General features: G+C 41.9%; 8 protein-coding genes. 6 read left to right on the top strand and 2 right to left on the bottom strand.

All coding sequences use genetic code 11. From position 1 onward, the window contains the following. Positions 1-10 precede the first annotated feature (10 nt). On the bottom strand, positions 11-2,293 hold the full coding sequence (locus IPI99_05605; protein MBK7339984.1) for an aconitate hydratase: 2,283 nt from the start codon (positions 2,291-2,293) through the stop codon (positions 11-13). A 242-nt stretch (positions 2,294-2,535) separates the two neighbouring features. Here IPI99_05605 and IPI99_05600 point away from each other — a divergent pair, with 242 nt between their 5' ends. Beyond that, positions 2,536-4,488: a peptidase M1 gene (locus tag IPI99_05600; protein ID MBK7339983.1), complete on the top strand. Its 1,953-nt coding sequence runs from the start codon at positions 2,536-2,538 to the stop codon at positions 4,486-4,488. Positions 4,489-4,645: 157 nt separating this feature from the next. On the opposite strand, the gene IPI99_05595 is transcribed toward IPI99_05600, so the two are convergent. Further along, positions 4,646-8,101, bottom strand: a complete 3,456-nt coding sequence (locus IPI99_05595; GenBank protein MBK7339982.1) for a hypothetical protein — start codon at positions 8,099-8,101, stop codon at positions 4,646-4,648. 69 nt (positions 8,102-8,170) lie between these two features. Here IPI99_05595 and IPI99_05590 point away from each other — a divergent pair, with 69 nt between their 5' ends. The 5 genes from IPI99_05590 to IPI99_05570 all read left to right on the top strand — a co-directional run bounded on the left by IPI99_05590 (position 8,171) and on the right by IPI99_05570 (position 12,956). Beyond that, positions 8,171-8,341, top strand: a complete 171-nt coding sequence (locus IPI99_05590; protein ID MBK7339981.1) for a hypothetical protein — start codon at positions 8,171-8,173, stop codon at positions 8,339-8,341. A gap of 85 nt (positions 8,342-8,426) precedes the next feature. Then, positions 8,427-9,422, top strand: coding sequence for an Omp28-related outer membrane protein (locus IPI99_05585; GenBank protein MBK7339980.1), 996 nt, complete (start codon positions 8,427-8,429; stop codon positions 9,420-9,422). Between the two features lie 195 nt (positions 9,423-9,617). After that, positions 9,618-9,953, top strand: coding sequence for a hypothetical protein (locus tag IPI99_05580; GenBank protein MBK7339979.1), 336 nt, complete (start codon positions 9,618-9,620; stop codon positions 9,951-9,953). Between the two features lie 15 nt (positions 9,954-9,968). Continuing rightward, on the top strand, positions 9,969-11,090 hold the full coding sequence (locus IPI99_05575; protein ID MBK7339978.1) for an SIR2 family protein: 1,122 nt from the start codon (positions 9,969-9,971) through the stop codon (positions 11,088-11,090). A 3-nt stretch (positions 11,091-11,093) separates the two neighbouring features. Next, complete coding sequence (locus tag IPI99_05570; GenBank protein MBK7339977.1) at positions 11,094-12,956, top strand: ATP-binding protein; 1,863 nt, start codon at positions 11,094-11,096, stop codon at positions 12,954-12,956. Positions 12,957-13,030 lie beyond the last annotated feature (74 nt).

Here is a 13,030-nt window from a genome sequence, read left to right as displayed (position 1 = left end):
ATATTTAAAATTACTTGATAAGTTCTTTTCTGATTTTATTTAATGCGGAACCTTCCCTCAGCCAGCTGATCTGCTGCTCGTTGTACGTGTGGTTTAGTTTTATTCTGTCCTTTGTTCCATCTGCGTGTTGCGCTACCAAAAACAAGGCTTTGCCGGGCTTCATCGCAGCAAACCCGTCCAACTTAAATGTGTCATCTTGGCGGATCAGATCGTAGTCCTTTGGGTTGGCAAAAGTGAGAGCCAGCATCCCTTGCTTCTTAAGATTGGTTTCGTGGATTCTCGCAAAGGATTTCACGATCACGGCTCTGACACCCAAGTAGCGAGGCTCCATAGCTGCGTGCTCTCTACTGGACCCTTCACCGTAATTTTCTTCTCCAACTACGATCGTACTGATCTTGGCTTTCTGATAAGCCCTTGCGGAGTCCGGAACTGCCATATATTTATCCTCAACAAAATTCAGCACCTTGTTAGATTCATCATTGTAAGCATTGATAGCACCGATGAGGCAGTTGTTGGAAATATTCTCAAGATGTCCGCGGAACTCAAGCCAGGGGCCTGCCATAGAGATGTGGTCAGTAGTGCACTTGCCTTTTGTTTTGATGAGAAGGCGCATGTTCTTGACTTGCGAGGCTGTAATGGGTTTGAACGGTTTTAGTAATTGCAAACGATTAGATCCTCTTTTCACCTTGACCACAACCGATGCTCCATCTTGTGCCGGTGCTTCGTATCCTGCATCCTTCACTTCAAATCCTTTTGTAGGCAGTTCGTGTCCAACGGGTGGCTCAAGTTTTACCTGCTGGCCGGCTTCGTTGGTGAGAGTATCAGTGATCGGGTTGAAGCTCAGTTTGCCTGCAATCGCGAGCGCTGTAACTATCTCCGGCGATGCTACAAAAGCATGTGTATTTGGGTTGCCGTCGTTCCTTTTAGAGAAATTCCGGTTGAATGAAGTGATGATTGAATTTTTTCGCGAAGGGTCAGCCATATGTCTTTGCCATTGGCCGATACAAGGCCCACAGGCATTGGCAAGTACAACACCTCCTATTTTTTCGAAGCTCTTCAGAATGCCATCTCGCTCCACGGTATATCTGATCTGTTCAGAACCAGGAGTTACGGTAAATTCAGATTTTATCCTCAAATTTTTCTTAACGGCTTGTTGAGCCAAGGAAGCCGCACGCGACAGGTCTTCGTAAGATGAGTTGGTACAAGAGCCAATGAGACCAACTTCTAGTTTTTCGGGGTAATTATTTTCCCGGACGGCTTGAGCAAACTGCGAAAGCGGCCATGCGAGGTCCGGAGTATAAGGGCCATTGATATGTGGCTCCAATGTGTTGAGGTCTAACTCAATCAGTTGGTCAAAATAAACTGCCGGATTTGCGTAACATTCTGCGTCTCCGGTAAGGTCAGACGCGATTTTGTCGCACATATCGGCGATGACGTCTCTTCCTGTATGTCTCAGGTATTTTGCCATGGATTCATCGTATCCGAATGTTGAGGTAGTCGCACCGATTTCCGCGCCCATATTGCATATGGTTCCCTTTCCTGTGCAAGAGAGGTTTCGCGCTCCTTCTCCAAAATATTCGACGATGGCTCCCGTTCCTCCTTTTACTGTTAGAATGCCGGCAACTTTCAAGATAACATCCTTGGCTGATGTCCAACCCGACAATTTGCCTGTAAGATGAACGCCTATGATTTTTGGCATTTTCAGCTCCCAGGACATTCCGGCCATTACGTCAACTGCATCGGCGCCTCCTACGCCTATAGCCACCATACCGAGGCCACCAGCATTGGGAGTATGAGAATCTGTACCGACCATCATCCCGCCCGGAAAAGCGTAGTTCTCAAGCACGATCTGATGAATAATGCCCGCTCCAGGTTTCCAGAATCCAATACCATATTTATTGGAAATGGACTTTAAAAAATGGTAAACTTCTTTATTGTCCTTGTTGGCTGTTTTTAAGTCATTCTTGGCACCATTTTCGGCAAGAATCAAGTGGTCGCAATGTACCGTAGTGGGTACTGCACATTTGTCTTTGCCGCAGGTCATGAACTGGAGTAAAGCCATCTGTGCTGTTGCATCTTGCATAGCTACGCGATCAGGTGCAAAAAACACGTAATCTTCGCCTCTTTTGTAATCTGCCATCGGACAGTCCGAATGCAAATGGCTGAATAATATTTTTTCGGTTAATGTAAGCGGCCGGTTTATTTTTTTCCTGGCTGCTGCAACTTTTGAAGAGAAGTTTGCATAGAATCTGGAAAGCATATCCAGATCGAACGGAGTGTTTGTTTTTGCCATGAATTTTTTGCTACTTTTTGCGCCGCAAAGATACAGGTATTCGCTCTGAAAAACAGAGTAAACCTAAAACTTTTGATGCCGGGATTCGTCATGAGAGATAAGTTATCTGTACGATCCGGGTTTGAAGCAGGTACTGCGCCGGTCGCAAAAATTTTCTCCACTAAATCCAGCAATTTATGCATTAAAATTCGTTCACTTATGAGATAAAATGCTGAGTATCTTTGCACAAATAAATACAGAACATGAATTTTCGATTCCCAAACTGGATTATGGTTTGCTTCTTAGTCCCCGCTTTTTTGCTGAATGCCCAAGATGAAGGAGTTTTCAGAGGCTGCAAAAGGCCTTCAGAGCACCAATGGCAAGATGTGAATCAGCGCATATCGGCGAGAGCTGCTTCAGATTTTAACATCGTGTACAGCAGGATGAATTGGAATATTGATCCCGCGGTTAATTATATCTCGGGTACGGTGACGCATTATTTTGCACCGACTACCAACAGCTTTGCGGAACTTCAACTAGATCTGTCACCGAGCCTCAAGGTGAATCAGATATTGTATCACGGCAACATCCTGAGCAGTTTTACTCATTCTGCACCTTTCAATCTCAACATAACACTGCCTTCTGAAATCTCTGCAGGTAGTCTGGACAGTATTTCGATCAGCTATGCAGGTGTGCCCACCGCAACCGGATTTGGATCATTCATTCAGTCAGACCACAACGGTGTGCCGGTAATCTGGACCCTGTCAGAGCCCTATGGAGCTCAGGAATGGTGGCCTTGCAAAAACGGCCTTGATGACAAAATTGACTCGCTGGATATCTTTGTCACATGTCCTAAAAAGTATAAGGCTGCCAGCAACGGATCACTCCAGCAAATCACAGATGGAACAGCAACTGACCACACCTACCACTGGAGACATCGCTATCCTATCGCTTCATATCTTGTGGCTATCGCCGTCACGAATTATGAGGTGTACACTGATGATGTTATCCTAAATAATGGTACTGCAATGCCTATGCTGAATTATGTCTATCCTGAAAATCTACAGGATGCCAAATCAGGAACGGCCAACCTGGTTCAGGTTCTCAGATTTTACGACAGTTTGTTTGTCACTTATCCCTTTGCAGCCGAAAAATATGGCCATGCACAATTTGGATGGGGTGGAGGAATGGAGCACCAGACGATGAGTTTTGTGACCAGTTACGGTTGGGGCTTATTGTCTCATGAGCTTGCCCATCAATGGTTTGGAGACATGGTGACTTGTGGTTCGTGGGAAGATATCTGGCTCAATGAAGGATTTGCGACTTATCTCGAAGGCTTGACCAGAGAACGATTTGTCACTGAACAAAATTATAGTTGGTATAACTGGAAAGAAGACAATCTCAACTACATCCTACTTGCCAATGATGGATCTGTACTGGTAGAAGATACCAGCAACGTAGGCCGCATCTTCCACGGGAGATTGTCCTATGCTAAAGGAGCTTATTTACTTCATATGTTGCGCTGGAAACTCGGCGATGCCAATTTCTTTCAAGGAGTGCGCGACTATCTCAGGTCAGAGCGTTATAGTTTTGGGCGTACACATGAGCTTCAGAAAAACCTTGAAAACTCGTCCAGACAAAACCTCTCCGAGTTTTTCTCAGATTGGTTTGAAGGGCAAGGTTTCCCACGTTATTTTGTAGAATGGAATCAGGATGTAGACAATAAAGTCTATATCAAGATATCACAGTCATCTTCACATCCTTCCGTTTCTTTTTTTGAAATGCCGATTCCCGTGTTGCTCAAAGGGCAAGGCAAGGAAAAAATGTTGAGATTAGAAAATGTACACGATAAACAAATATTCGTCAATGATGTCGATTTTGTTATAGAAGAAGTTGTTTTTGACCCAGAGCTATGGATACTTTGCAGCAATGGAGTATCCAAATCCCTCGTTTTAGGATTAAATGAAGGCGATCTTCATTCTGCTTATGAAATATACCCCAATCCTACAAATGGAATGCTGTTTATAGATAGCAAGTTAGGTACGCAGGATGGATTTAGATGGTCATTGAGACAAAGCACCGGATCTGAAGTCCGGTCGGGTTATTATCAGGCAGAGGGTATTGATCTTAGTGAGCTGATACCGGGAGTTTATGTCTTAGATATACAAGAGCCCGGGACGGGAAATTCGTTGAAATACAAGCTGATTCGAAATTGAGTTATTCCTCTTAGATTCACTTCATCCATGCAATAGCTGTATCAACTAGAATGTAGCAGCTGAAATTCTTTTCAGGGTAAAATTATTTGCAACGATTGGGTTTAATTCAAATTTTATTGCGGAAGGTCAATATCGTATTCCAAAGCAAAATCCGGGATTAAAAATTTGCCCTCATTGCAGCGCGCATCGTATGGGTGGGTTCGTAATCGGCAGATTTTCTTCCTGAATAGGACAATTGGAGTTGTACGACCTTGGTGATTCTATAATCTGTCTGTAGTTCCCAAGTAAAATTATTGCCCGCCTTAAATCCTTCTAAAAGTATGTACTCAACAGCAGTCCCCGGACTGCCTGAATAAGAAATACTTATCCATTTGGTATTGGCACGTAAGGATATTCGCCGTTTCCAGGCATATTGGACTTCGGCTGCTCCCTGATTGATATTGGCCCTTTCCCCGGAAAATTTGTATTCACCGGCATCTTTTTTCAGGTAGCTGCACTGCATCCTCACTTCAGAAGAGAGCCTGAAGCTTAGAGAAGGTTCTATTCGATATAGCCTTATTTGATAATTCTGAAGAGGGTATGATGCCAACTCGTGCTCTTCCCGTTTAAGTCCGGTGGACAAAGCCAGGTCCCATTTCTTCTTGAGTGTATATCTCACTTTGAAGGTTTGTTCCCAGGATTGCCTTTGTTCGGTGCCTGAAACCAGGAGTTGTTTTTGACCGGAATATTGCTGGATGTAGTTGTATTCGTATTTTGGACTAGAGCGGTTAAAGAAAATCTGCTGTTGAGCAAATGCAGTAAAGGCGATGGTTTGAGATGATTTATCGAGAAACTGGAGAGGATAGATACGTTCCCCAAAATTGCTTTGGTCGCCTACCTTGGAGTTGAAGCGCATCACATTTTCAATTTGAAGCCGGCGCATCGGATTTTTGTGGGATTGAAACAACTGTGCGCCGTCCCATCGCAAAAAGTTGTTCCACTCTGACTGGTACACCTGAACATACTCCGAATTGAATATTTGGATCTTGATGAACTGTGCAGAATCAATATCTGGTGCATAAACGTATTCCTGCTGTTGGCGAATGCCGTCAGCATTGAAGTCTACAAATATATAATCCCCTTCCCCGGGCCTTTTTTCTTCAAAGAGGAATTCGAGCTTGGGCTCAACTCCTGATGACACCAGATATGTGTTTTTACTGCGGATGGACTTCTTCCAGAAATCTATCTGGTGATCCACTGATCCGAGAAACTGATATTGCCCCAGACTATCTTCCAGAGCTTTGGAAGCATACTGTACCAATCTTCCTGTCAAATTCAGGTCGTAGTTTCCCCAGCGCAAGGAAACTTTCTTGAATCCAACTAAGGCTTCATGCGCCTGACTGAAATTTTGAAATGAGCTTACACCCGGAGTTTTGTCTGCGCGCCATTTGTATTCCAGGTTCAAGAGCTTATTGTCTCCAGACTTTCGCTGCCACGAAGTCTGTATCTGATCAAAGGAGAATGCCGATCTCAACAAGCTGTCAGAATGTAAAGATCGCCTCGAATTCTCCTCCCTATCTGCCTGGAGCCGCCCTGTCCAGAGTTTACCGAATCTTCTTTCCCAGGAAAACTGTGGTCTGAAGAAAACGGATCTGTCAGATATACTGCTGGCTTTCAACTGATCCAAGACCAGTGCAAACTGCCGAATGCTATCCCGCCATGCCAAGGTTGCCGTAGATTTCAAGCCGTCTTGAATATGGGTCCGGGAAAGTTGCGAGACTTGCATTCTCAGTTCCAGCTTTTTGTGCCAATCGGACTGGAGACCGGCTGTGATCCAGCGATCTTCTACGGAAGGTAGGTTGCTGAGGTTCCAATCTCGTAGAAATTCGACAGGTCTGTAGTGGTTGATGGCTTTGAATCTGCTGTCATTCCATTCAGCTTTGGTAAAGAGCTGTACGGATGTTTTGGCTGCATTCAGTTTCCAGGAAGGGCTTCGTAGCTCCAGAGTGCCTGCCAGACCTGTGTTGTCGCCATCATCCAAAGCAGACAGACGGTTTTGGTCAAATCTGCTCATAGCGATCTCTGCTTTGAGCAATCCCGTTGAGTATATATTGTGTCTGAGGCCAGCTGTCACCATCAGCTGACTTTGCGGAGCAATCAGCGGAACAAGTGGCTCGTAGTTGCCCGTAGGGAGACCCGTCACGGAATCCGGTGCTGTCCATTCGTAGACTCTGCCGTTGAGGTTTGCCGATTTGAGTCGGTAGCTTCCCCGTGCGGGTGGCGTTTCGGAAAACTGTACCTGAAGATCCGAGCTGTCCGGTAGTGATTTCACGCGCAAGATTCTAAAAGCTGCAGGCACAGCTTGGATCATCACCGTGGTATCAGCGTAGCTGTAGTAAATCCTGTTGGGGTTGAACTCGGAGCCTGCGGTTTTGATCCCACTGCGAAAAAGCAGACTTTGGTCATCACCTGAGTTGGCCAGGGTGAGTTTGTCCAACGAGTCCAGGTCGTTTTCAAAAGCGGGCTTTTTGCTGTCTCTTTCCTGGTAGACATTGAGGTAGATATTTCTTTTTTTACTGTCCATGGCAGCGTGATATACTGCCAGGGACCTAGTGTAGTGTTGGTCTGTGTATTCAAACTCTACTATGACCCTGCTTTCGGAACTGATCAACCGTCTGGGTGTAAATCTGATTTCGGCAAGGTTGTAATCCACGATATAGTCTCCTTCTTCTCCCCTCTCTAACAATTGCCCATCGAGCCATACTTTTTCTGTACCCGCCAGCATGATGATAAAACTCTCCCCCATCTCCCCTGTCAGTCGGTAAGGTCCCTGATTTCCATTGCTGACAGCTAACTCCATTCTGCGGAATTTGCCTTTGGAAATCCCGAATGCTGCCCGCTGGGTCCAGATGGCGGATTTCCAGTTTAGCTTATCTTCAATCAGCCCTCCCTGACTTTTCTTATAGTAATTCATGAAATACCCTTGAGGTTTTTGGATCTCAAAGTCGCCCATGGTCAAGGCAGATTTATTGTTGTAAATTTTGAGGAACAAGCGGTCGAACTCCTGTATCTGTCTGGTATTGCCTTCAGGCTGTATTGGAATCTGATTGTCTGATATACTACCGGTGAGCTTGAGGCCATGACCCAGATCACCATTGATCTGAAGATTGAGCGCAGAGTTGAGAACCAGATTTTGGGTGTTGCCTACTGAAAACCCACGGGTAAAGGATCCGGAATAGTCCAGATCACCCTGATCCCACCAATCTGAGGCTGGTTTGTCAGCCTGATATCCTACCATGTCTTCCAGAGGTTCGAGGACCTGTTGGCGGATATTTGTATCGTAGAGGAAATAAGCTTTGGAGCGATACAGAGGAAAGGTCCTGTAACTGATCTTGAAGCTGTCTCGCTGAATAGTATCGAGAATAATGACCGGGGGCTCGTGACTGAGAAAGCGGAATCCAATCTCTCCCTTTTGATTCGACAGCCGCAACGTAGCACCGTCTAAAACAAAGGAATCCAAAATGTAGAGTGTGTCCTTTGCCGGAGGATGCAAGACCAGATGTGGGGGATTGTTCTGTGCTCTCAATGCCACAACGGAGATCAGGCACATGGCTACAGGAAGCAGCTTATGCAAAATCCAAAGAGGAGAAGCTATGTTGTCAGCGTTAGTCAAGCTTATAAAAATATTCTAAAGACATGCTAAATGATCAAGGCATATTGCCTTTCTGCATCTCTGTGGACAAGAGAGCAGAACATTCATATCCTCTCCAGCCATCAAGTTTGGATGCAAAACGCAAATATCGCTATAGATCATATGGTTAGCGACTTCCAAATGATGAATCCTGTGCCGGAAATCGAGAGAACAGGACTTTAACAGAGTTTTAAAAACTAAAAAGAGGTATAGAAAATTCATTTCAGCTATCTTTATGCATCGAATGAATGATTCAAAAAGGAAGATTATGATGAAAAAATTATACTTAATCGCTTCTATTTTACTTTTTGCCGGAGTACTGGGTTATAGTCAGGCAAAGAAGTATATTACCTTACAGCATTTTACCAATACAGGTTGTCCTAGCTGTGCCAGTGCGAATCCGGGGTTCTATACCAAATTATTTGATCCCGCATTGCAGGGCAGCTACCACCATTTTACGGTGCACCCCTCATTTCCTTATAGCACCTGCCCGTTGTATCAGGCTAACAAAGAGCAAAATTCTCTACTGACCAAGTTTTACAATATCAACAGTACACCAATGATAGTGATCAATGGTACGAAGACAAAAGGCGCCGGAGCCGTGACTTCAGCAGATCTGTCTGCTGACCTCAATAGCAGTTCAGCGATTTCAATTGTGGTCAGCGAAACCGGTACGACCTCCAAAACTGTCAATGTTGAAATCAAGACCGTAGGGACTAAGCCCGGCAGCAGTTACAAGCTCATGGTAGTCGCAGTAGAAAAACAAATAGATCTGGTCACAGCCAATCGCGAACGCGTACATTACAACGTGTTTCGCACGATGGTCAGTCCGGCTGCCGGAGAATCCATCACTTTAGCCAATACAGGATCTTCGGTTTCATTTGTCTATAATTATACGGTAAACAGTGCCTGGAATGAAAATCAAATGTATGCGATCGCCTATCTCTATGATTCCAATACGAAGGAAATTCTCAACTCAGGTACAAAATTTGACCTGATCTCTTCTACAAATGATATTCAGGCTTCAGATATTCAGGTCTATCCGAATCCGGTGAAGGAAGTCCTCAATCTGGATCTGGGTCAATCCACCGCTGCTTCTGTCAATGTCGTGATTACAAACATGTTTGGTCGTGAGATCAAGAGCAATTTCGAGAGACAGAACAACACGCTTATCATTCCTGTAGGAGACCTTCCGAGAGGGATTTATTTTGCGCGAATCAATGTAGGGGACAGGACGATCACCAAGAAGTGGATAAAGTCCTGATTCACCCGCCGATTCTTTTACCTTATAATTTGAACTAAACAGGGCTATAGGTCTCGTAGAGAGGCTGCTGTATCATAGCTCTCGGGTCTGTACATCATAGCTGTCATGTCATTTGCATGGGGCGGGTTTCCGGTTAAGTCATCAGCCAGCCATACCCCCATTATCTGCATCGCTAAGCTCATACAAGCAATGCTTGTGGGAGTGCCCCTTGCGAGGCAAGGGTCGCCGTCCTGCGTGGTTCGCTATCCGCTCCGTCAGCCGGGTTCGGCTTACCTGCTGCGCAGCACTCCGGCCGGCTCACGCAGAGGAAAGAGGTCTGAGAAAAAAATCCTGAATCCACCCGGTAAAATGAGACAAAATCCTCCTTATATTTGCTTGCCAAAGCTCAAACCGCCCTTAAAAATGAAAGGAAACCCTGGTCACATAGAAGATATCTACGCCATAAAATATAAACGCCATATGGCGTATATATTTTATGGCGTAGATAAAGATGTTGGCGTGCATGCAAAAACCGACAACATAATACATTAATCGAAATAGGAAATAATGGACATAGAGAAATTTAAAAATACAATTCAAGACTGCAATTTGAATTTCCTTGTTGGGTCAGGTCTTTCAGTTCCTTACTTTTCGACACTTGGTAACATTGAAGTTCTTTTAACTGAATTGGAACGAAACAAAACTCTTAGCGAAAACGAAAAAACCATTGTTAGAGCTTCAATTTTGGGGAAATACTTCAAAACTGTTATCAGCAAAAACCCTCAAATTATTGATGAAACTATTACAGATGTTAAGAGAGACGAGGTTCTATCAAACTACAAAAATTTCTTAGTTTATCTAAATACAATTGTTCTAAAAAGAAAAAGTACCATTCTTAACAAACAAGTCAACATTTTCACGACAAATATCGATGTGTTTTTCGAAAAGGCTTTGGAGACCTCTCAACTTGAATACAACGATGGATTTTACGGCCGATTTAACCCTATTTTTAACCTAACAAATTTCAAGAATTCTTTATTCAAAAAAAGCCTTCATTACGATAACACCTCAGAAATCCCTGTTTTCAACTTATTGAAAGTCCATGGCTCGTTGACTTGGGAAACAGATAAAGATAATATTATTTATTCAGGTTTAAGAGCTATCAATTCTGTCCAAGTTAAATTTGACAATGTTGAATCGGATTTGATTGATTTTGATACATCAGCAACTATCGACACTCATTTTACTACAGAAGTTAAAGGAAAAACTATTTTACCAACCTATGGAGAGTTTTTAGAAGAATATAAAAAATTTGCAGTTGTAAACCCAACCAAGGAAAAGTTTCAAGACACAATTCTTAATCTTCAGTATTATGAGCTTCTAAGATTATTTTCAAACGAGTTAGAAAAAGAAAATACGATACTCATCGTATTCGGATTTTCTATGGCAGATGAACACATTAGGGAGATTGTTACAAGAGCAGCAAACTCGAATCCTACTCTAACAATCAAAGTTTTCGCTTATGACAATAGTGCAAAACTTGATATAGAGGCAAATCTAAAAAAAGGAAGTGCCACTATTCGTTATTATAATATTGAAGTCTTAGAGATTGAAGATACATCTAAACATTTCGACTTTAAAACTTTCAACCAAGCGTTCTTAAAAGCAATCTTAGACAAAATTGATTAGTATATGTCAAACGAAATAATAGTCGAAGATTCAATATTTAGAGTAGGTAGAGTAATTTCTGTTGATGGTCGGTCAATTAGAGTTTCAGTTGACAAAGCAAAAAATTCATCCCATTTAGTGTATAAAGGTGACCTAATTAAAAATGTATCTGTTGGTAGCTACATTAAAATAATAAAAGGTTTCACAATAATTATTGGTAAGGTTGAAGGGGAGTTCACTTATGAAGACAAAATTGCTTCTACGAAAGAATATAGTAGTGATAAGGAAAAGATAAATAGGTCACTTAGTGTAAGCCTGCTTGGTTTTTTTAACAAAAAGGAATTTGAGCGTGGAATTAAAGAGATGCCTTTAGTTGATAACGAATGTTATCTTTTAGACAGAAAAGAGTTTAACCAAGTACATGATTTTATTCGAAAAACTGATGAGCCTTTAGTTATCGGAACACTAACTTTAGAAAAAGGACAAACCATCACAGTTGGAATTGATAGTCTATTCGCCAGCCATATTGGTATTTTTGGTAATACAGGAAGCGGAAAGTCATATACACTAGCCAAGCTCTATTTTGAGCTGTTTAAAATTTACAAAGACAATCAGAAATTCAAGCAAAAATCAAATTTCTTTTTGCTAGATTTTAATGGAGAATATGTAACCGAATCAGAAAATGTAATTATCCCAAAAGAATACAAGAATATTTATCGGTTGAACACAAAAAACAATGACGGTCAAAAGTATCCGATTTCTAAAGAAACGCTTTATGACCATAATTTTTGGGCAATTGTATTAGAAGCTACTGAGAAAACTCAAACACCATTCTTAAGAAGAGCAATCGGCAACACTTCACTTGCAGAAAAGATTAAAACAAATGAGAGTCTTAAGGAGCTTATCAAAAGCACTTTTTTGCTTGGGATTGCAAAGAACGATGGCGAACTAGGTCAAAAGATTTTAATTGAATTTCTATCTGAGCTATATTTTTCGTTGGGTCATTCTAATTTACTCGAGATTAGAGATTCTATCAGAGATAGAATCACATTCTATGCCAGAGATAATAAAAGAGAGTTTGTTTACATAGACGATGATGGTGAATGGTATTGGGATAATAACATGAGAACAAAAATTCTAGAACACTTTGAGGAATTAGAATTAACAAACACAGAAATAAACGACTTGGATGTTCTCAAATTACAGATAGTTTTTCAATATTATGATGAGATAATCAAGGGATTTGCGAACATCGAACATCTTGCCCCATTGATAAAGCGGTTAGGAAAAAATTTTAGTGATATAAGAAAAGTTATTGAAGCGAAAGATGATGTTTCAACTTCTAGAAATTTCACAATAGTATCGTTAAAGGATGTCAATATTCATATGCGTAAAATATTGCCATTGTTGTTGTGTAAACAACTTTATGAAGGAGAGAAGGCAAAAAATGATGAGACAACTCACTTAAATATAATAATAGATGAGGCACACAATATTCTTTCAAGAGATTCAAATCGAGAAAGTGAACAATGGAAAGATTATAGACTTGAAACTTTTGAAGAAATAATAAAAGAAGGTAGAAAATTCGGTGTTTTTCTGACATTATCTAGCCAAAGGCCTTCTGATATTTCGCCAACAATAATTTCACAATTGCACAACTATTTTTTACACAGACTAATAAACAACAATGATATTATTGCGGTGGAGAAAACCATCTCTTATCTTGATAAACTATCCTTTGAGTATTTACCAATTCTGCCAACAGGTACTTGTATTTTAGCAGGGCTTTCAGCTCAAGTTCCAGTAGTAATAGACATTGGAGCAATTGATAAAGAATTTGAGCCAAATAATAAAACAAGAAGCTTGATTGAAAATTGGAAAGATTAAAATTGAAAATAATAAAGCACGACACGCCAACATTGGCTATACGTAATGCTGGCAAAAGTACTGATAATAAAGTA

The organism is Saprospiraceae bacterium (genome assembly GCA_016710235.1).
Taxonomy (GTDB): domain Bacteria; phylum Bacteroidota; class Bacteroidia; order Chitinophagales; family Saprospiraceae; genus Vicinibacter.
This window is presented reverse-complemented; position numbering and strand designations above follow the sequence as displayed.

Coding starts and splice junctions, on each gene's coding strand:
- IPI99_05570 (MBK7339977.1), top strand. CDS start 11,094: ATGTCAAACGAAATAATAGTCGAAGATTCAATATTTAGAGTAGGTAGA.
- IPI99_05600 (MBK7339983.1), top strand. CDS start 2,536: ATGAATTTTCGATTCCCAAACTGGATTATGGTTTGCTTCTTAGTCCCC.
- IPI99_05585 (MBK7339980.1), top strand. CDS start 8,427: ATGATGAAAAAATTATACTTAATCGCTTCTATTTTACTTTTTGCCGGA.
- IPI99_05575 (MBK7339978.1), top strand. CDS start 9,969: ATGGACATAGAGAAATTTAAAAATACAATTCAAGACTGCAATTTGAAT.
- IPI99_05605 (MBK7339984.1), bottom strand. CDS start 2,293: ATGGCAAAAACAAACACTCCGTTCGATCTGGATATGCTTTCCAGATTC.
- IPI99_05590 (MBK7339981.1), top strand. CDS start 8,171: ATGATCAAGGCATATTGCCTTTCTGCATCTCTGTGGACAAGAGAGCAG.